Origin of the sequence: Paenibacillus phytohabitans, assembly GCF_013141775.1 — a bacterium.
Classification (GTDB): Bacteria; Bacillota; Bacilli; order Paenibacillales; family Paenibacillaceae; genus Paenibacillus_AQ; species Paenibacillus_AQ phytohabitans.
Genome location: NZ_WHOB01000059.1, coordinates 284,884 through 305,567, shown reverse-complemented (window position 1 = coordinate 305,567; position 20,684 = coordinate 284,884). Strand labels below are relative to the sequence as shown.

The 20,684-nt window shown below is 54.3% G+C and carries 17 protein-coding genes; 11 read left to right on the top strand and 6 right to left on the bottom strand.

The features are described 5' to 3' along the window. Positions 1 to 289: 289 nt before the first annotated feature. Positions 290 to 1,684, bottom strand: coding sequence for a helix-turn-helix domain-containing protein (locus GC101_RS19355; protein WP_246354401.1), 1,395 nt, complete (start codon positions 1,682 to 1,684; stop codon positions 290 to 292). Between the two features lie 195 nt (positions 1,685 to 1,879). Next, complete coding sequence (locus GC101_RS19350) at positions 1,880 to 3,037, bottom strand: glycosyltransferase family 4 protein (RefSeq protein ID WP_171718555.1); 1,158 nt, start codon at positions 3,035 to 3,037, stop codon at positions 1,880 to 1,882. Positions 3,038 to 3,215: 178 nt separating this feature from the next. On the opposite strand from GC101_RS19350, the gene GC101_RS19345 reads away from it, so the two are divergent. Beyond that, positions 3,216 to 3,386, top strand: coding sequence for a hypothetical protein (locus GC101_RS19345; protein WP_160311840.1), 171 nt, complete (start codon positions 3,216 to 3,218; stop codon positions 3,384 to 3,386). A gap of 855 nt (positions 3,387 to 4,241) precedes the next feature. On the opposite strand, the gene GC101_RS19340 is transcribed toward GC101_RS19345, so the two are convergent. Continuing rightward, on the bottom strand, positions 4,242 to 5,225 hold the full coding sequence (locus GC101_RS19340; RefSeq protein WP_171718554.1) for a zinc dependent phospholipase C family protein: 984 nt from the start codon (positions 5,223 to 5,225) through the stop codon (positions 4,242 to 4,244). Positions 5,226 to 5,427: 202 nt separating this feature from the next. Here GC101_RS19340 and GC101_RS19335 point away from each other — a divergent pair, with 202 nt between their 5' ends. The 3 genes from GC101_RS19335 (at position 5,428) to GC101_RS19325 (ending at position 8,147) form a co-directional block, all read left to right on the top strand. Next, positions 5,428 to 6,447 carry an AraC family transcriptional regulator gene (locus GC101_RS19335; protein WP_171718553.1) on the top strand — a complete coding sequence of 340 codons (1,020 nt, stop codon included), beginning with the start codon at positions 5,428 to 5,430 and terminating at the stop codon, positions 6,445 to 6,447. A 124-nt stretch (positions 6,448 to 6,571) separates the two neighbouring features. Next, a complete protein-coding gene (locus GC101_RS19330; RefSeq protein ID WP_171718552.1) occupies positions 6,572 to 7,366 on the top strand; it encodes an SDR family NAD(P)-dependent oxidoreductase in 795 nt (264 codons plus the stop codon). Positions 7,367 to 7,379: 13 nt separating this feature from the next. Next, positions 7,380 to 8,147 (top strand): class I SAM-dependent methyltransferase, encoded by a 768-nt coding sequence (locus tag GC101_RS19325; RefSeq protein ID WP_171718551.1) that lies wholly within the window; start codon positions 7,380 to 7,382, stop codon positions 8,145 to 8,147. A 125-nt stretch (positions 8,148 to 8,272) separates the two neighbouring features. Here GC101_RS19325 and GC101_RS19320 read toward each other — a convergent pair whose 3' ends face one another. The 3 genes from GC101_RS19320 to GC101_RS19310 are packed head-to-tail and all read right to left on the bottom strand — an operon-like array spanning position 8,273 to position 11,324. Beyond that, positions 8,273 to 8,752, bottom strand: coding sequence for a GNAT family N-acetyltransferase (locus GC101_RS19320; protein ID WP_171718550.1), 480 nt, complete (start codon positions 8,750 to 8,752; stop codon positions 8,273 to 8,275). Continuing rightward, complete coding sequence (locus GC101_RS19315) at positions 8,752 to 10,563, bottom strand: family 20 glycosylhydrolase (protein ID WP_171718549.1); 1,812 nt, start codon at positions 10,561 to 10,563, stop codon at positions 8,752 to 8,754. Before GC101_RS19315 ends, GC101_RS19320 begins: the two co-directional genes overlap by 1 nt. After that, positions 10,560 to 11,324, bottom strand: coding sequence for a sugar isomerase domain-containing protein (locus tag GC101_RS19310; RefSeq protein WP_171718548.1), 765 nt, complete (start codon positions 11,322 to 11,324; stop codon positions 10,560 to 10,562). The genes GC101_RS19315 and GC101_RS19310 overlap by 4 nt, the downstream gene beginning before the upstream one ends. Before the next feature lie 411 nt (positions 11,325 to 11,735). Here GC101_RS19310 and GC101_RS19305 point away from each other — a divergent pair, with 411 nt between their 5' ends. From GC101_RS19305 to GC101_RS19275, 7 genes are all read left to right on the top strand, one after another. After that, positions 11,736 to 12,590: a carbohydrate ABC transporter permease gene (locus GC101_RS19305; RefSeq protein WP_171718678.1), complete on the top strand. Its 855-nt coding sequence runs from the start codon at positions 11,736 to 11,738 to the stop codon at positions 12,588 to 12,590. A gap of 64 nt (positions 12,591 to 12,654) precedes the next feature. Further along, on the top strand, positions 12,655 to 13,443 hold the full coding sequence (locus tag GC101_RS19300) for a carbohydrate ABC transporter permease (RefSeq protein ID WP_047013965.1): 789 nt from the start codon (positions 12,655 to 12,657) through the stop codon (positions 13,441 to 13,443). A gap of 150 nt (positions 13,444 to 13,593) precedes the next feature. Continuing rightward, positions 13,594 to 14,955, top strand: coding sequence for an ABC transporter substrate-binding protein (locus GC101_RS19295; RefSeq protein WP_171718546.1), 1,362 nt, complete (start codon positions 13,594 to 13,596; stop codon positions 14,953 to 14,955). 118 nt (positions 14,956 to 15,073) lie between these two features. After that, positions 15,074 to 16,873 carry a sensor histidine kinase gene (locus GC101_RS19290; protein ID WP_171718545.1) on the top strand — a complete coding sequence of 600 codons (1,800 nt, stop codon included), beginning with the start codon at positions 15,074 to 15,076 and terminating at the stop codon, positions 16,871 to 16,873. Positions 16,874 to 16,892: 19 nt separating this feature from the next. After that, positions 16,893 to 18,536 (top strand): response regulator transcription factor, encoded by a 1,644-nt coding sequence (locus GC101_RS19285; RefSeq protein WP_171718544.1) that lies wholly within the window; start codon positions 16,893 to 16,895, stop codon positions 18,534 to 18,536. Next, complete coding sequence (locus tag GC101_RS19280; RefSeq protein ID WP_081969917.1) at positions 18,530 to 19,309, top strand: glucosamine-6-phosphate deaminase; 780 nt, start codon at positions 18,530 to 18,532, stop codon at positions 19,307 to 19,309. Before GC101_RS19285 ends, GC101_RS19280 begins: the two co-directional genes overlap by 7 nt. Then, positions 19,306 to 20,475 (top strand): N-acetylglucosamine-6-phosphate deacetylase, encoded by a 1,170-nt coding sequence (locus tag GC101_RS19275; RefSeq protein ID WP_171718543.1) that lies wholly within the window; start codon positions 19,306 to 19,308, stop codon positions 20,473 to 20,475. Before GC101_RS19280 ends, GC101_RS19275 begins: the two co-directional genes overlap by 4 nt. Positions 20,476 to 20,684: the final 209 nt, after the last annotated feature.

Sequence of the window (20,684 nt, the reverse complement as noted above, 5' to 3'; positions counted from 1 at the left end):
CGGGAAGTCCGCGCGGATAGGAGGGGTGTCAGAACGAGCTCCGCCGGTTGATTAGTTGCTGGCAGTTCCACTATACTTCAAATTTAAGTCTATCTCCGCAAAAAAGACACTCCCGGGTCCGGGAGCATCTTAGGAGTATCGTTATACTATTTTCTTAACAATAATATTCAAATATATACAGACCTAACCCTCACCCGCACCATGACCCATAGTAGAAATTAATTGGGAGCTATTAAGATCTGTTGTGAATCCGATACCTCCAACCGGTAAAATAATTACAAGTAGCAGACTAAACGAAGTTAGAAACATGATGAACTTTTTGGTCATTTGGATCCTGCACCTCTCTGATTAGAAATTTATACTGCACTTGCTCTTCTTCGCTGGCCTGATGCCGGTGCTGCTCAAACAAATTCACACATTTAATGATTAGGCTTTCATTATTGATTCTAACGGATGATTCCAAACTTTTGAGTATTACGCTAATTCCATCGTGCCGTTTGTTGTGCAGATTATACATGGCTAGCTCAGTGAGGAATCTGGCATGCTGGTCTGCAATAATCTGATGATTATATTTGCCGAAGCCGGAGTTGTAAGGTTCATAAGGAACATACTTGGAAAACCTGGCAAGAATGTAATCTATATTCCATCCGTAGCGGTTTGCTGATTTAATGATATTATAGACAGCTGTAAAAACCTGCCCCTCGTGGTTAGAGATATAGTCTACATAATCCTGCAGCCCCTCATATTGCCCGGCCATTACACGGTAGAGGTGGGTGTTTGCCGTTCCCCAAAGCTTAAATTGAGCTAACGTCTCCCGGACCTCATCACTGTCTTCCTGTATCCAGTCTGCCTCCATATATTGTGGAATAAGATTCAGCGCTGCTGTATAGTCCCCATACTCTTCCTGCACACTGGAGCGCATAAGATAGGAATATAGAATGTAGAAGTATAACGGTTTCTCAGGAGCTTTCTCGCTTCTGTCCTTGCGGCCTGAGGGATGCTGGAAATTGTAGCTGAGCGTAGCCAAACGGAGCATCTCCAGTGCCAGCTCATCTACCTTGTCCCACTTGTGCAGTGAATAATAGACATGCATCAGGTGTTTCAGCCCATCCAGCTGATCCGCTACCTCTAACCGCTCAATATAGCATTCAAAAAGAAGAGCCGCCTGCAGATTGAGGACTTGGCTGTCACCAATGGAAATGCGGAATAAGCGGTATTGGCATATAGCAAGCCGTTCGGAATGCTGATACTTCTCACTTGCACTCACATTCTTGTACAGAACCGCAGCTGCCTGCCATTGGCCCTCCTGAAACAAGCCTTCGGCCACTTTAAACAGCATGGGTGCATAGATTAAATTGTCGAGCAGATTCCTAACCACAAGTTCAATACAGTCAAGCCGCCCAAGCGCTGCTGAACTCAGAATGAACGGGCGCAGTCGCCGCCAGGTTGGTGCTGAATGATAGAAGCATTCATCCACATACAAACTATAGAAATGGTCCTCCGGTACTCCCATCCCCCGGGTAATCAATTCCAAATGACTCATGGCGATCGGCTGCTGGCCGTTAAGCAAACGGCTGAGCGTTCCCGAATTAATGCCGGTCTGTATGGAGAATTGATTAATGGACATATGCTGTGCAGAGAGATAAGCCTCTAATTGACTGCGAATCGTGGCTGCAGGCTCCAAAGAAACACCACCAATCTAATACCATAATTTAGGTCCTTAATGTTATAAGTGTATAATATGCGCCATTATACCACCGGTCAAGAGTGTGATTGGTAGAAACAGTGAACAACAGGAAAAAGCATCCCCAATGTAACAGGAACGCTCTCCCGAATTTTTGCAGATGGTGATAGGAGACGCTAAGCTTCTGAAGCTGGACTAGGCAGTGAAAATACCCGCCCCTCCTTTGCTCTTCCGGCTCTCGATCACCTCTTCGTAATCCTTGATCAATCCGTCGAAAATATGCTCCCAGGAACGTCCGAGCGCGAGGCGCCGCCCTTCCCGGCCCATAGACGCCCGCAGTGCATGCTGGGAGGCTAGGATACTAATCCCGCGTGCCAGCGCTGCCGGATTACGGGGTTCGAACGGATTCCCGGTGACACCGGGAACGACCAGATCCCTGGTACCGCCAGCATCTGCGGCGATGACCGGCAGCCCCGAAGCCATGGCTTCAAGCACGACATTGCCGAAGGTTTCCGTGCAGGAAGGGAAGACAAACAGGTCGGCTGAAGCGTACAGCTCCGCCAGCTCTTCGCCATGCTTCGCACCGGTAAAGGTTACGTTGTCCGGTGCCTGTGATCTGAGCTCAGGCAGGAGCGGCCCGTCTCCGACAATCAGCAGCTGCACACCGGAGCGTACGGATTCCGGCAGAAGCTGCATGGCGAGCAGCAGGGTGGTGATATCTTTTTCCGGGGCAATCCTCCCGACATAGAGCATAACCAGAGGTGCGCGCATACCATACCGCTCCCGCAACTCTTCACTTCGTTTCTCAGGGGAATAGAGAGTGCAGTCGACGCCTCTGGACCACAGGCGCAGTCTCATGAAGCCCTCTGCGCGCAGCGAGGCTAATGTCTCCTGGGAAGGGGCCAGCACAGCATCGCAGGAACGGTGAAACCACTTCATATATTTCCAGTAGAGCGGGACAATTCTTCGCATTTTGTAATATTCCAGGTAACGGTCGAAGTGGGTGTGGTAGGAGGCAACATGAGGGAGTTGCTGCTTACGGGCATAGCGGAGGCCGGATAAGCCGATGTTGAACGGGGTGGCCAGATGGATCAGATCAGGGGCGAAAGCCGTTAGCTTACTTTGAATAGAGGACATGCCCGGCAAGGCCAGCCTGCACTCGGGATACAGAAAAAACGGGATGCTGGCGATGGGGCGGACGGGATCTGGGTAGCTGCTCTCCGGTGCGGACTTAGGGGTAAACAACAGATGCTCAATCCCCCTGCGGTGCAAATGGCCGGTTAACCGGCTAAGCGTGCGGGCAACACCATTGGTCTGCGGAAGAAACGTGTCCGTGAATAGAGCCAGACGCATCGGAATCCCTCCCTGTATTCTTGTTGCCTTGAGCTTAGCAGGCGAATATTTCATGGAGATCAACCGCAGGTTAAACATCTGGCATAGAGGAAGATTGGGGAGTTTCGAATCCGCTTTTTTTTCAAGAAGGGGTGGAGCGGGTATACATAGGTATCAGGAATGAAGGAGGTAAGAGGATATGAATAAAGATCTGCCGCCAGAGGTTCCACCGAAAGTTGTACCCGAAGTGAAGCCGGACATGATCCCTGAACCGGGACCGGTTGTAATTCCGCCGGAGGTTCCTCCGCAGGAGCAGCCGGAAATTATTCCGCAGACCCCGCCGGAGATTATTCCGAGGGAGCCGCTGTAATTGTTGATATAAGCCGGGCATGGAACGGCATCGGAGTTATCACGACATCGGGATAATAGGAACAATACGTGACAATAGGAACATTACCAGTAATTATAGGAACAGTACGTGATGATAGCAAAATATAGGATGGATTACGAGGAGCGTTCGGGAAACCGGGCGCTTTTTGGCTGCTTGGGAGATTTATACAGTTGGAATATGCGATAACTCGGTTTGGAGGCGCCGGAAGCGGGCGGGATGATGTTGTTCCAAAGTAAACATTGTAGTTGCTTCGCGCCAGTAATATGATTTGTCTTTTTCGCTGAAGCGGACTGAGATTCCGCTATTTCAGCAAAAAACCTCCATATGGCGGGTATGCGGACTGAGAATCCGCTATCTTGTTCAAATGGGGCTGAAATGAGGAGTAGTCGGACAAATAAGCGATTCTGAGTCCGGTTGGGCGGGAAATCGGCTTGTTTTGCTCAGATAGCGGATTTTCAGTCCGCTTCATCAGCTGACGGGTCATGAAGTGACCGTCAAGTGCGGCCGGGAGCGGCAAAGTTACTGCGAAGTACCGCCGGGAGCCTCGAAGTTACTGCGAAGCGCCGCCGGGAGCGGCCAAGTTACTGCGAAGCGCGGCCGGGAGCGGCGAAGTTACTGCAAAGCGCGGCCGGGAGCGGCGAAGTTACTGCAAAGCGCGGCCGGGAGCGGCGAAGTTACTGCAAAGCGCGGCCGGGAGCGGCAAAGTTACTGCGAAGCGCCGCCGGGAGTGCCCAAGTTTCTGCGAAGCGCCCACCCGTTCCCCGCGCCGCCCCCCTGGGCGGCTTCATTGCCCGGTTGAAACGGCGGCAGAGCCGGGTGAGACGCTGACTGCGATCAGCTGCCAGGCAGGCTGGTCCAGATGGGCTCTGCATATTGGTTCTGCAGGTTCATGCTGCATTCCTTGCCCGTATCATAAGAGCGGTCGCCCAGTACTGTGATGAACTGATCGAGCTTATGCCTTGCCGCGGCGGCGTCCGTACATTCCAGCCAATCGGCGAGCGCGGTGAGCACGGTCCGGCCTTCCTCCAGCGCCTGCTCCCACAGCTCCCAGACAGATTCCGTCCGGACCTCGGAATACAGTGCGGAATGCCGCCACTCGGAGTGCCGGTCATTCAGATAATCCAGCTGCTCTTCATGGGCAGTCAGCTTCCGGGAGAACAGACGGCGGGTACGGCCCCAGGCAAGTGCCTTCTTCCAGCCCTTCGGATCATAAAGACATCTGTGAGCCAGCACCATATCCCGGTAGGAGCTCTGCCAGATCTCGGAGGGCAGCTTGCCCATGGCTTCCGGGTAGTGCCGGAATGCAGTGGTGTGAAGAATATGATGAACCGGCTCAGGCAGCCGGGGACCTGCGTCTATTCTTGTCCAGGCGGCATTCTGCCAGGTATTGACGCCCCGCAGCCGCTTCATGAACAAGGTATCCAAATCGATTTCGAACCGCTGGTGATCGCGGAATTTGTAGCCTGCCTTCCAGTTAATGTACGGATGCAGGTTCCGGTCCAGCAGATGATGGGTCAGGAAGCCAAGGAAGTAGAGCCGGGCCTGGTCTGCCTCCGGCCCTTCGAGAGTCCGCGCAGCTTCCCAGCTATCAATAAGCACAGGCCCGCAGTGCTGCGTATGCATCAGATCCCCGAGATGAAGGGCCCCCGCATCCTTGCTCCAGGGCAGAAAACTATGATACAGCAGGAAATCCGGGCCCTGACAGCCGAGATTATACAACTGTTCCTGCGGCTGAAACTTATGTAAGAACGGGAACCGGCTGCGGAATTCCCCGGCCAGCTGTTGCCCGTATTCGAGATGCATCCAGATATTAGGCATGATTAATCCTCCTACAGGTTTTGTGAGCTCAGCTTAGTTATGATCTGAATCCATTGTAACGCCTGCATGTTAAAACAAAATGAGAAATGTGGATGAATTTTATTCCACCTGTAGACATTGCAACGGGCATAAGAGTATTCTTATATGGCTTTAATACAACCACAGCTATGAATTTACAACTGGCATTAGGAGGTCCGTACATTTGAAGTCCCTTCTCTCTGACCTTATTAGAATACCTCCGGGATTCTGGGCAGGCATAAATCACTTAGGAATTGCCTCCCGCGACGTGGCCCGCCATGCACAGCTGCCGTTATCGATAACAACGGAATCCTCAGTCACCACTGCCCAATATTTCGCAATCTGGCAGGCGTATTCCGAGCTCACCGGAGACACTGCAGAGGGGATCATCAAGCTTGCAGCCGCCTTTGAAACCACGCAGTACCCTCCGACCGTCTTAGCAACGTATCACGCCCGTGACTACCGCGATGCTCTATACCGGATGGCCAGATACAAGCAGCTGTGTCCTCCCGAAAGCCTGCGGATCACGGAGGAGAACGGGCATTGTACAGTTGAACTGGAATGGCTGAATACCGAAGCATCCGGTCCTCCGGTGCTGGCGGGGATCACTTTGGCCTTTCTTCTGGAGCTTGGGAGGAAGGGGACAGGCCGTCCCTTGAAGGCACAGTCCGTCGAATTTACGCAGTCCATGGGCGATGAACGGGTCCTCGAAGCCTACTTCGGCTGTGCAATCCAGTCAGGCGGGCAATTTAACCGGCTGACGCTGCATCGAAGTGATCTGGATCTTCCCTTTGTATCGTATAACGAAGAGCTGCTGGAGATCCTGACACCCGCTCTGGACCGGTCACTCGTTGAACTGCATGACAACCGCTCTATTACCGGAAGAGTCAAAATGGTCATTAAACACAGCCTCGCAGGAGGATGCCCCGGCATTCAGGCCGCTGCGAAGCAGCTTAAGATGAGCGGCCGGACCCTGCAGCGCCGGCTGACTGACGAAAATACGACCTTCAAGCAGCTGTTGACAGAAGCACGGCATGAGCAGGCCCGTGAGTATCTGGCAGACCCTTCGCTTGATATTAAAGAAGTGGCTTACCTGCTTGGCTACGAGGACCAGAACTCCTTCTACCGTGCTTTCCGTCTGTGGGAGGGGGACACTCCTTCGAAGTGGCGTGCTGAGCATCTTCCGGATGCCGGCATTTCGTGAGCAGTATTTTTTTGGCGTGTTAAACAAGAAGTTTGGCACAAGGGGCTAGTTACTGAACAATCCCGGCGGGGTACAATAATCACTATCCGGAACACAGGAATGTTCGAATAAGGAGAAGTGAATTATGGATATGGGATTAAACAACACAACAGCATTAGTTACAGGATCTACGAAAGGCATAGGGAAAGCCATTGCTATAGAGCTTGCCAAGGAAGGCGTTAACGTATTGGTCAATGGACGGAATTACGAAGAGGCAGAGCGGACCGTCAGTGAATTGAAGATGAATTTCCCGGACACCACTCCTCAGAATGCCGCTGCTGATATAGTGGACGCCGCACAAAGACAAGCTTTATTCGCGAAATTCCCCAGCGTTGATCTTCTGATCAACAATATGGGCATTTATGAATTGATGCAGTATGAGGATGTTGACGATGACATATGGGAGAAGTATTTCCGCACGAATGTGCTTGCTGCAAACGGATTAACGAAATTATATATCCCTGGAATGTTGAAACAAGACTACGGCCGTATCCTCTTCATCGCCAGTGAAGAAGCCGTCATGCCTTCAGGACAGATGCCTCAATATGCAATGACCAAATCCATGCTGCTGTCCTTGTCCAAGAGTCTGTCCAAGCTGACAGCAGGAACTGAGGTTACGGTTAATACAATCATGCCTGGACCTACACTGTCTGAGAATGTGCAACAAATCATTGACGGGATGTATCCTGACGGGAAATTGACGTTTGCAGAAAAAGAGAAGAAATTTATGGCTGCAAGTCTGCCGCAATCTGAATTACAGCGTTTCATCAAGCCTATGGAGATCGGCAGGCTGGCTGCTTTTGTATGCAGTCCCTATGCGGCAGCATTTAAAGGTTCTCCAATCCGCATGGATGGGGGAATGGTGCCGGTTATTTACTGAAGGAGGAGGATGTATGGATAAACGGTTAACATTCAATGAGGATGCGGCGAATTACGATAAATGGAGACCGGCTTATTGTGCGGAATTATTCCGGGACATTATAGCGTATTCCCGGATCGGGCAGGGCGGGAAGGTCATTGAAATCGGGATCGGAACGGGCCAGGCTACCCGGCCTTTTCTGGAAACGGGCTGCGAATTAGCGGCCATTGAACTGGGGGCAGACCTTGCGGAGTACTCACAACTAAAGTTCCGGGAACACAAGAATTTCAGGGTGCACAATACGACTTTTGAAGAATTCACAGGCCCGGACGAAAGCGTAGACCTCATTTACTCCGCTACTGCATTTCATTGGATTCCAGAGGACGTTGGTTACCCGAAGGTTCGTGAATTGTTGAAGAAGGGCGGAACAGTGGCCTTATTCTGGAACCGGCCTTTTGCAGCGCGGGAGGATGACGAATTACATCAGCATATTCAGCGTATTTACCAGCAGTACAGACCCTCGAATACCAAATTAATCGAACATGATACGGAAAAATACCAGGCCATCTCACAGAATCTGCGTACCTACGGGTTCAAAGATATCCAGTTCAAGTTGTATCACCTAACCAGAAGCTTCTCCTCGGCGGATTACATTGCCCTGCTTAATACATATTCAGACCATAGAAGCATGCCGTCTGCTATTAAAGAGCCGTTTGAGGAAGAGATCAGAGCGGCGATTATGAAGTCCGGTGATGTGTTAACTATTTATGATACAATCGACCTGCATTTGGGCAGAAAATAAAGGATTTCCGATTTTCGATTTCTGCTAGCTCGGCGGATAGGTCATCTGTAACGACAATAAAACAGCGGCAGCCCAGGGACATTTTGGTCCTTGGCTGCCGCTGTTTGCTGTATCAAAGGGCTGTTTTAGTCCATACTGATCAAGTCGCGGAATACGCCGGGAAAAGAATCAGGGACCGCAATCGCGCCGACACTCTTCTCATAGAAAGGCACTGCGTCCACGACCCAGCCGATGATGGCGTAGCCATAGCCGTTCCGGTGCATCGCGGACAGGCATTCCAGCAGCAGTGCCTTCCCGATGCCGAGGCCCCGGTAATCCTCCAGCACGCCGGTCGGGCCGAAGAAGTTCTTCACAACAACATCGTGACAGGCAAAGCCGATCACTTCGCCCTGCTTCACGGCAATGTAGCAATGGACGGGCAGATGCGAGAAGGCCGTCTCGCATTCATTCCGCCAGCTATTCGTGAAATGGCGGCCGACAAAATCCACAATGGCCTGCTTATCCCCGGTCATCGCCCGTTTAATGGCAATTCCTTCTCCCCGCAGACGTTTCAGCAGCGCACTATTATCCGGCAGATCATATAACTTCACAAGCATATCAGGCATCAGCTATCCCCCGCTTTCTGTTCAATCATCTCAAGATCTGTAATCATCCCGCGCAGGTCTGCTTCGAATAATTCCGGCCGGTAGAACCGGGAGCGGATGAACAGCTCCGCCATTTGCGGCGGGAGCAGCTCTGCAAGCACGCTCTGCATCCGCTGCTTGGCTCTGAATAGATCGCCGTATCCGCTCCTGTACTTATCCCGGAGGAAGGTAATGACTTCCTCACTGCCTGGCGACATCGCTCCGCGGAAGAGGAACGTATGCAGCGGAGAGCGGCGCTGCGCCGGGATCTCATACTGAATCATTGCATCAATCAACTCGGCAGTGAGTCGGTTCTTCTTCACAGCCGGAAGCAGCTGCGGAATCAGGGCATAATAGTCGGTTACCGCATAATCTGCCCATTCTTCTCCACTCAGCTGGGCCGTATTAAGCCCGTGGAACTGGTGCAGAAAACGGGCCAGGAAGGATGAAATATCCGCCTTGGCATTCCAGCTCTGCTCTGCGGCAAAAAACGCCGGATAACGCGAGGTCTCGAACAGGCCGTAGGGACTGCCCAGTGAGAACGGGCATCCCCAATTCGTATGAATGATCCCGTCCAGCTGCTCCGATTGCGCCAGCTGAATCCAGTCTAGCACATTCTTGATCCGGTTATGAATGACCGGATAATTCTGGTCGCCGTTATCATCCCAGCAGCGGACAGAGGAGGCGCCGATGGTCTCGATGCCGGCGTCGCGCAGCTTGTGGAGAATGAGCCGGGCATCCGCCTTCATCCGGTGCCCGCCGTAGATCCAGACTACCACTACGACACGCTTGTCGAGTGCGGCGATCTCGTCCAGGGTGGCGTGCATGATCATGTCATGCCAGATCATTGGTGTTTTGCCGAGGCTGATTGTCTTCTCAGCCAGCTGATTGACAAAGCGGATGAAGGAGGCCTCCGGAGTAAGCCCGGAATTCCGGCAGTCTTCACAGGTGCCGAGCGTCCAGACCTCATCACAGCCCAGATGGAGATAATCGCTGTGCGGATGAAGCGCAGCCACTTCCTCCAGAATGCCGGCCATCATCTCGAAGGAGCCTGCGCGGTGCGGGCATAGCTCCGACACGGTCTCGGGGACTTCGCGCAGCCCGATATAGACCGGATGCTTCAGAATATATTCCAGATGCCCGAAGGACTGCTGCTTCGGAATCACGGTGACGAAATGGTTATGTGCAGTCTGCAGGAGCTGACTGTGTTCTTCTTCGGTGAAGGCGAATTCGGGATGGCGCAGGAAGCTCAGCTTGCGGAACGGCAGCTTGTCCTCATATTCGATGATCAGCGTATTGATCTTGTAGCTGGCCAGCTCTGCGATATACTCCAGCATATGCTCATAGGTCGGATAGACGGTGCGCAGATCGAGATAATCGCTGCGCAGCCGCAGATCCGCCCAGTCGGCCACCGTCAGTGCAGGTACGGCGCCTCCGCCGCTATCCAGCAGCTGCTCCAATGTTCTAATCCCGTAGAAAAGCCCGGAAGCGCTAAGTGCGTATAGTTCAACCCGGTCTGTATCTGTTACCAATACGTAACCGTCATGCTTGCCTTCTACCCGCCGGGCCATGCGGGGATTGAAGCGGGTTCCCTCCGAGACCAGCGCATATACTGCGCTGCCTCCAGGCTCCTGAACCTCTGTCACCCCCGCGAATATTCCCTGCGCTGCCGCCAATAACCGGACATCATTCCCGGGACTCCATAGCTGCACCGACCAGCCGCGGATGCCGCTGACCGGTTCCGGTCCCCGGCTTTGCACCACCTGAGGCTGCGGAATCAATGGAATGTTCATAGCCAGCGGACCCGGCCCTTGAAGCGCTCAATGAAGCGGTTATTCCATTCATCCCCGCCCGGAGCGTTGCCGCTGCGCCAGACCGGCACCTCAATCCCTTTTGCCCCGAGACAGGCAGCCGTGGTCATCATCAGTGAATTCAGGAGGAAAGCGTTGGCGAAGGTTGAGGTTGAGCCCATCTTCGGTTCAATCCCCTCAATATGCAGTGCAGCATCGCCCGGCTTGACCTTGCTGTCCAGAACATAGTCGCACAGTTCATAGAGGTTCTGCCCCGAAGGATGGCGGGCAATATGATTCTTGGGGGTAGCTTCGGCATGGCCGACAGAGGTAACGGCAATCGTTATAACCCCCCGGCGCCGCGCCTCCAGGGCAGCATCGACACAGGCGGTGTTAATGCCGTAGGCATTGGCAAGAATCAGGATGTCACCTTCGCCCAGCCGGTTATCTTCTATAACAAGTGTTCCGTAGCCGGGAGTACGTTCAACGGCCATCGAGCGCAGTGCGCCGTTCGAGATCATCGTGCCTTCATCTAATATAGCGCTGATATGCATCAGGCCGCCTGCCCGGAAGAAGACCTCGGTCGCATTCATGTTGGAATGCCCGCCCGGACCGTACAGATAGACCAGCTTATCCTCTGCAATATGATCCGCAAGCAGCTCTGCCACCTGCACCAGCTTCTCCCTCGGCTCACTCCGTATCTCATTCAGCAACTCCACAATGCTTTCCATATAAGCGGACATAATATCTGACTTTGCGTTCATTTACATTCCTCCTAAAAGTTTTGTAAGCCTAAGCTTCCTGAGTCTCTTCGCAAAACTGGCTTCGGAAGCATACGCTTTAAGTTTTGTAAGCCTAAGCTTCCGCTTGCCTAGAAGATAACAAAGCGGGCAGGCGGAGTAAATCAACTATTTTGCGCAAATCGGCACCGTTTTTGACTGATTTGGCCAGCTGCATGCCATGATGTGTGCAAATCGCTGATTGGGACAACGGCAGGTAAAAATTTTTCTGAACGGGTCAGGATCGTGACTTATGTAAAATTCTTTGCTTTTCTATAATGAGAGATAACATCACGCAAGAGGGGGGACAGAGCCTTGAAGACGTCAGTTGCCTTGCCACAGTCCCGGGAGAATCCGGTCATCCGCCGAAACAAACGGAAATGGAAAGAAATATGGATGGGTTATCTGTTCACCGGGCCCATGCTGCTCGGAGTAATTGTATTTACGCTGATCCCTATGATTTTCTCCTTCATACTCAGCTTCACCAAGTGGTCGTTCGTCACCGGGTTTGACAAGATCCGCTGGAACGGACTGGACAACTTCCGCCAGCTGTTTCAGGATGATGTGTTTCTGAAGTCGCTGGGCAATAATTTCATTATGCTGCTGGCGGTACCGGTGGGAATGGCTATAGCGCTGATCCTGGGGGTGATAATCACCAATCATGTCTACGCGCCGGGTGCGTTCAAGGTCATCTACTTCATGCCCCAGATTTCCAGTGTCGTCGCTGTCGCAGTAGTGTGGCAGGTTCTGTTCCATCCCTCCTACGGTCCGGTTAACGGTTTCCTGTCGGCACTCGGAGTAGACAACCCGCCCAAGTGGCTGGCCGATCCTTCGTATGCGCTTCCATCGGTCATGCTGCTGATGATCTGGATAGACCTCGGGGTCTCGCTGATTATCTACATTGCCGGGATCAAGAATATTCCTGCCGATCTGTATGAAGCAGCGACAATCGACGGTGCTTCGAAGTTTGCCCAGTTCCGCTCCATTACTTTTCCGCTGCTGACGCCGACGACCTTTTTCCTGCTGGTGACCGGAATTATCGGCAATTTCAAATCCTTCGCGCTGGTCAAGGTGCTGACGGAGGGCGGTCCGGCCAACTCTACTTCAGTCGTCGTCTACGACATGTATCAGACCGCATTTGTGGATCTCCAGACGGGTTATGCTTCTTCCATGGTCATGGTTCTGTTCGTTATCGTACTCGCCATCACCGGCTTGCAGTGGCTGGGACAGCGCTATTGGGTCAATTACTAGAAAGGGAGGGACCCCTGTGAAATTAAAGAATCTGGACTGGGGAAAAGCGGTCATCACTCTACTCATGGCGCTGCTGGGCATCGTATTCCTGCTCCCTTTTATATGGATGCTGTCCGCTTCGCTTAAGCCTGAGGCTGATGTGTTCAAATATCCGATCGAATGGATTCCGCAAACCTGGAGGGCATCGTTCAACTACCACTCTGTGTGGTTTGGCAAAGCGAACTTTACCCTGTATTATTGGAACTCCATCAAAGTCACAGCACTCACGACACTCCTGTCCGTAGCCGTCTCCAGCATGGCCGCCTACGGCTTCACCAAAATCCGCTTCCCGGGCAGAAACGCATTATTTGTAGTGGTGCTGGCCACTTATATGATTCCTGCGGAAGCCACGCTGGTGCCTCTGTTCATCATGTTCCGCACTATCGGGCTGTACGACACCCATCTGGGCCTGATTCTGCTGGGCGGGTTCAGCGTACTGGGAACCTTCCTGCTCCGCCAGTTTTTCGCTTCACTCTCGAATGAATACATCGAATCCGGGCAGATCGACGGGGCGGGCCATATCCGTATTTTCCTCTCCATTCTGTTTCCGCTGGTCCGGCCGGCGATTGCCACTTATGCCATTCTGCGGTTTATCTGGACCTGGAATGATTTTCAGACGCCGCTGGTCTTTCTGAACAGCAAGACGCTCTATACCCTTCAGCTTGGCATGAATGCCTTCGCTGACCGTAACGGCGCATTCTATTCCCTTATCATGGCGGCTTCCGTCTCTGCAATCGTACCGCTGCTCGTAGTGTTCATCCTCGGCCAGAAGCAGGTCATCGAAGGCATTTCCTTGGGGGGGGTGAAGGGGTGAAGGCTGGCAAGTTCCCGGAAGTTGCATAACCGGAGGTGGGTGGAGCGGACGTGACTGTCAGTGTATACATCGGTAAGTCCAGACGATAAGGAACAGCTGCCGGACAAGCTTCATAGGCAGGGAGAACTCACATTAGAAGGGGTGTTATTAATGAAAAAGAATGTATTCGCGTTGGTATGGATCACCGTGCTCCTTGTAGCCCTGGCGGGCTGCGGCAATTCGAACAACACTAATAATGCATCTCCCACTAATAGCAGCACTGCTGCACCGGATGCGGCGGAGAGTGCTGCACCTTCTGCAGAACCTGTCACGATCAAAGTCGCCAACTGGTCACCTGCGGCGGATATGGAACCTATTCTGCAGGCGTATGAGGATTCCCATCCGGGAATTACACTGGAATACGTGGAGCTGGCTGACAACGGCGATTCCGTGGCCGGGATGAAGAAGCTGGATCTCCTCGTTGCTTCCGGCGAGAACCTGGACGTTGTGTTCATGCCGGGTGCAACCGACTACTCACAGCGTGCGGGACTCGGACTGCTGGCTTCGTTGAATGACCTGATCAGCAAAGAAGGCATCACGCTGGCGGATGAATATACGATTGATCCATCCGTAGACGGACAGGTGTATGCACTTCCCGATACCCTGGAGAATTATTTCGTCCTGCTGAACAAGGACAAGCTGGATGCGGCTGGACTGGCTGTGCCTACGGAATGGAGCTGGGATGACTATCTTGACTACTCCGCCAAGCTGACCAGCGGTACCGGGCCGTCCAAGACCTTCGGCACTTATTTCCATACCTGGGCGATGTACTGGGAGCTGGCCATCATCAACCAGGAGAAGGACAACAATCTGGTCAATAACGGCATCGTAAATATTGACAGCGCGGGTATCCGACAATCCCTGGAGCTGCGCAGCAAGGCGGAGGAATCCGGAGTGGCTGTACCTTATGCAGATACCATCTCCCAGAAGCTGGCTTACCGTTCTGAATTCTTCACCGGACATGCCGCGATGATTGTGACCGGCAACTGGATGATTGGAGAAGCGGGCGGATCGGAGGAATTCCCGGCTACGTTCACCACTGCTTTTGCACCGATGCCTTCCAACAGCGCCGGACAGCCTGCCGGAGTCAGTATTGCCAACGGCAACTATGTGGGCATTCTGGAGAAATCGCAGCATCAGCAGGAAGCCTATGATTTCATCCGCTGGTATTCTACAGAGGGCGAGCAGATGCAGAATGTATACTCCGCCTGGAAGAAGCAGGATGTCGATCAATACATCGCCGGAGTGAAGGCATCCGCCATGAGCCCGGACAAGATTGACGAAACCTCACTGGCCTACGTAATCAAGAATGCCAAGCCAGCTCCGCTGAGTGTACCGCCGACCTATCAGGGCGAGCTGGAAACTGCTTTTACCAAAGAAACCGAGCTGTACATCCTGAAACAGCAGGATCTGGAAACTACGGTCAGCAAAGCGCAAGCTGAACTGCAAAAGATCGTGGACGCCAATAAGTAAATGAAGCGAACCGTCATATTTTGTCGAAATATTACTGGGAAATGAATTACTGGAGGCGGAAAGCTGATATGATAGAAGCAAAGAAAACGATCGTCTGATTGTGAAGGGGGGATTGCCATTGCTGCCAAAAGGATGGAAACTCGGTTTTCGCAACAAGCTGCTCGTAGCTTCCTTGCTCTGTCTGCTGCTTCCCGCCTCCATTACCCTGTATATTTCCAATTCCTATACCGAGCACATCCTCCGCTCCCAGGTGATTCAGAATGAACGCCGTTCGCTGGAGCAGGAGAGCATGTATATCTCGAACCTTCTCAGCAATATGGTGCTGGTGTCGAATTACATTCAGTTCGATCCCGGGATTACGCTTATTCTCAAAGAAAATTGGCAGCGCAGTAAGCTGCATCAGCCGGATACAGCCAAGAATGTACTGGAGTTCAAAGAGGTTACCGAAAAGCTCGAAAGCGTGACCTCCATGATGGAGAAAACATTTGTCACCGTGCTTACCTCAGACGGCCAATATTATTCGAATTATCCTTACGCCAAGCTGGATGTCGGCGCCCTGCTGCAGCAGCCCTGGATGGAAAAAGCCCGTCAGCAGCCTGTCTTCGATCTCTACTGGGCAGGTGTGCTCGATAACTATATTCCTACCGTTGCCCAGACCAGCCCGCAGGTGCTGACGATTGCCCGCAATCTCAAGCTGTCCTCCAATTCCACTTATGCGACGGTCATTATCAGTATCGCCGAGAGCCGGATCAGCCAGATCTTCAATGATAACCGTAAAGGCCAGGAGACACTGCTGATTGCACCTGACGGAACGGTACTGGCCTCCCGGGATAAGACGCGCCTGGGTCAGCCGTTTGCGCTTGCGGATGAACTGAGTGGTACAGCTGATTCACGTTTCATGGACTACCGGAATGAACAATATCTGCTCAGCAGCCTGGATATTCCCTATGGAAATTACCGGATCGTCAGCCTGTCGCCTTACCGTGAGGCGGTTAGCCAGATCAGTGCAACCCACCGCTGGAGTACAGTCGTGCAGATCGTATCGGGAGCGTTCTTCCTGCTGATCCTGGTCCTGCTGGTCCGTCAGTTCACGAAGCCGGTAATCAGGCTGGACAGCGTAGCGGCCAGAGTGGAGCAGGGTGAGCTTGGCATCCGTTCCGGCGTGCGCGGGTATGACGAGATTGGGCGGCTTGGCAAGTCTTTTGACCATATGCTGGACCGGGTGGAGAAAATGATCGAACAGATTAAGGTGGAGCAGGCGCAGAAGCGCAAGGCCGAGCTGGCGATGCTTCAATCGCAGATCAATCCGCATTTCCTGTTCAATATTCTTAATTCCATCCGCCTGCGCATTATGATGCGGGGGGATGAGGAGAATGCGGAGCTGCTGTTCTCGCTGTCCCGGCTGCTGCGGATGACCATTCAACAGCGCGATGAGTATACTTCTCTGCATGATGAGCTGCATATTGTCAGGAGTTATGTGGAGCTGCTGAATTTCCGCCAGGCCGATGAAGTTACGCTGGATACAGACTGCACCTCGGAGAGCCTTGGGGTAAAAATCCCGCGCTTCCTGCTGCAGCCGGTTATCGAGAATGCTTACATTCACGGCCTGCGCCAGGAGAGCGGACGCATTCTGATCCGCACCTGGACCCAGGACAGCCGGCTGCTCATCGCGATTGAAGATAACGGCCGGGGCATGGATGAGGTGACCCTGAACCGGCTCCGGGCAGAGGTTGGCTCCGAGCCGCCGGAGCTGGAAGCCATGCCGTCCAGCAGACTGGCTCATATTGGAATGTCGAACGTATACGAGCGTCTGTATCTGACGTACGGTTCAGCCTTCCAGGTTACCATTGACAGTATCCCCGGACAAGGGACAACCTTCCTGTTTGTGCTTCCTGAAGAAATTCCGGATCAAGGTTAGGAAAGGGAGAGTGAGAACGATGTATAGCGTGATGCTGGTGGATGATGATTATCCGGTACTGGACTTTCTCTCGGCAGTAATTCCCTGGAACGAGCTTGGACTGACCCTTCATTCGGCCTGCAAAAATGGTCTGGTTGCCCTGGAGAAAGCGCAGGCTGGTATGCCGGATATTGTGATAACGGATATTGGCATGCCTTATATGGACGGCATTGAGCTGATCCGCGAGCTGAAGCTGATGAACGAGGATTTACGCGTTGTGGTGCTGTCATGTATGGATGATTTCACGTATGCGCAGCAGGCGGTGAAGCTGATGGTGAGTGATTACATTCTCAAGGAGATGATCAGCCGCGAGCTGATTACCGGTCTGCTGCAGGAGATTGGCGATGAGCTGCGGCGCAGGGATGCGGACAAAGCCCAGACGCTGAAATGGAAAAGCATGGCGGAGAATCAAAAGGTGCTGCTGAAGCAGAGTGTGCTGCGGCGGATTGCCGCCCGGGAGCTGCCGGACACCGAATGGCTTCCGGATGCCGCCGAGCTGGGGATTATACCCGATTTGACGGCAAATGTAGCCGTCCTATGCCGGGTCAGCGGCAGTACCGGGGAGCCGGTCCGGGATGATCTTGCGCTAATGGCACTGGTGGAATCCGCTGCCGAAGCGGTGCTTCAGGATGGAACGGCCGCCGTATGTCTGCCCTACAGCGGGCGGGACTGCGTGCTGGTCTTCACCGGAGGGATGGGTAATGGCGCAAGTGCCGGCCATATCTCCATGCTCGGCAAGCTGCGTTCTGCGGTTCAGAGCATGCCGGGGGTAGGGGCATCCTTTCAATATCTGTGTATTCCGCCCGGCAGCGGGCATTTCCGTGAAGGGATTATAACGCTGCTTACACAGGGGCGGGAGAATGCCTTTTATCTGAAGCCGGGCGAGCTGACCGGGCTGAAGGAGCTCCAGCCGTTCACCGGTGAGGATCTGTTTCTGCATTACACCGAAGCCTCCCGGGAGATCCGGGATGCGTTCCTGGAGGAATCGGCCGGGCGGCTGGAGGAGCTGCTGTCCAAATGGATGGATTATATCCGGGTGAAGCGTTTTGCTCCGCGCCAGGTCAAGGAATGGGTGCTCAAGCTGCTCTATGATAACCAGATGCGGCTGATGGCCCGTCAACAGTTCCAGTCAACCTTTTCCCTGGAGATGCTGCATGACACTATCACTGCCATTGAGCATATTGACAGCCTGGAAGAGTGGTCCCTGCAATTCTTCTATGAACGTCTGCCGGTAATCCGGGAGATGTACCAGGAGACACGGCGGGATGAGATCAAGAAGGTGAAGCAGTATGTGGACCGGCATCTGAACCGTAAAATTACGCTGGAGGAGGTAGCCGAATACACTCATCTGAATTCGAGCTATTTCAGCCGCCTGTTCAAAAAAGAAACCGGGATGAGCTTCATTCACTATGTTACCCATACCAAGATGGAGCATGCCAAAGAGCTGCTGGACCAGTCTCCGCAAAGTGTGGAGCAGGTCGCCGAGCAGCTGGGCTACGAGAACAAAAGCTATTTCACCAAGCTGTTCAAGCTGCATACAGGCTTCACTCCGGGTGAATTCCGGGGTGAGGAAGGAACAAGGAACGGACAACCACAAGGCACAGGGAGGAACTACTCATGCTGAAAGTGACACCAATCCATACCGAAATGGCAGGTTCCATGCTTGTCCGTGTGTTTGAGAACCGGCAGCTGCTGGGATCTGCGGCAGGGCGTGAAGCAGCCGCGGCGATCCGGGCGCTGCTGGCGTCCAAGACCTTCGTAAGAATTATTTTCGCCGCCGCCCCTTCCCAGAATGAATTCCTTGCCGAGCTTGCCGCAGCCAAGGATCTGGACTGGAGCCGGATTACGGCCTTCCATATGGACGAATATCTCGGACTCCCGGAAGGCTCGCCGCAGAGCTTCGGCAGCTTCCTCCGGGAAGCGCTGTTCGACAAGGTGAAGCCGGGCAGAGTTCATTATATCAATCCTGCCGCAGAGCTTGAGGCTGAATGTGAGCGTTATGGCAGGCTGCTGGCGGAGGCTCCCATCGATATTGTCTGCCTCGGCATTGGCGAGAATGGCCATCTGGCCTTCAATGACCCTCCGGTTGCGGATTTTCATGATCCCCGGCTGGTCAAAGCGGTGACCCTCGATGCCGCCTGCCGCACCCAGCAGGTGAATGACGGATGCTTCGCCAGTCTGGAGGAGGTTCCGCAGCAGGCCTTGACCTTGACGATCCCGGTGCTGCTCTCCGCCAAGTGGCTGTTCTGCATGGTCCCGGGTCCGACGAAGCGCGGTGCAGTTACCCGTACGCTGCATGAATCCGTCTCCACAGCCTGCCCGTCCACAATCCTGCGCAGCCACGGGGATTGCCGGCTGTTTGTGGACACAGATTCCTTCGGAGCGGTTGTGCGATGATTGTGGATGCACTGCATTACCGTACAGGCGAGCCGGTCCGTATCCATCTGGAGGGCAGCATTATTGCTGCCATTGAACCGTTGGATGGACCGCTGCTGCTGCCGCCGGACGAGCTGCTGGAGCTGCCGGTAGCCGCGCCCGGCCTGGTAGACCTGCAGATCAACGGCTATGGGGGACATGACTTCAATCATCCGGTGCTGACCGCGGAGGCTGTCAAGGAAGCCATCCGCGCCTTGTGGACCGAAGGGATAACCACCTGCTATCCGACCGTGATCACCGGTGCTGCGTATACGATTCACGGCGCCATGCGGGCGATTGCCCGGGCCTGTGAAGAGGATGCTGCCGCCGCTGCCACGATTGGCGGCATCCATCTGGAGGGGCCATTTCTCTCGCCCGAAGACGGTCCGCGCGGAGCGCATAGTCTGGAGCATATCCGTCCGCCGAGTACGGCCTTGTTCGACCAGTGGCAGGAGGCGGCAGGCGGGCGGATATCCATCGTGACGATGTCCCCGGAATGGGAAGGAAGTGCGGAGTTCATCCGCCACTGCGTGCGGCAGGGCGTTACGGTCTCCATCGGGCATACCTCGGCAAGCCCGGCGCAGATCTCGGAGGCGGCCGCTGCCGGAGCGCGGCTGTCCACGCATCTCGGCAACGGGGCGCATGCTATGCTGCCGCGCCATCCGAATTATCTGTGGGCCCAGCTCGCGGAAGAAGAGCTGTGGTGCACTCTAATCGCCGATGGCTTCCACCTCCCGGATGAGGTGCTGAAGGTGGCGATGAAGGTCAAGGGCAGCCGGGCACTGCTGATCAGCGATGCCGTTGCCCTCGCCGGCCTGCCGCCCGGCAGCTACGACACGCCGGTCGGCGGCCGCGTCGTGCTGACCCCGGAGGGCCGGCTGCATCTCGCCGGCCAGCCCGGGCTGCTGGCCGGTTCGGCGCAGATGCTGCTGCGCCACATTGCGCGCCTTAGCGCCGCGGGCCTGGCCGACCTGCCGGACGCCTGGGACATGGCGTCCGTGCACCCGGCAGGCTTCATGGCCCTGCCGGAGGCAGCGGGCCTGGCCGCCGGCGCGCCGGCGGATATTGCGCTGCTCCGCCGGGGCAGCGCCGGGCCGTCGCTGGCGGCGCTCTGCAAAGCCGGCGAATGGGTGTACCGCCGGGGCTAATGCCCGGCGGTAGTTTTTTTGCCGGGAGGGGCTGCGGGGTGCTGCGCCCGCCCCCGCACGCGTACCCGTACCCGCGATTGCATCCGCATCCGCACCTGAACTTACATCAGCACCCGCTCTCGAACTAGCTAACGCACCTGCCCCCGCACCCACAGAAGCTAACGCACCTGCACCTACATCTGCCCCCGCATCCGCACTAGCTAACGCCC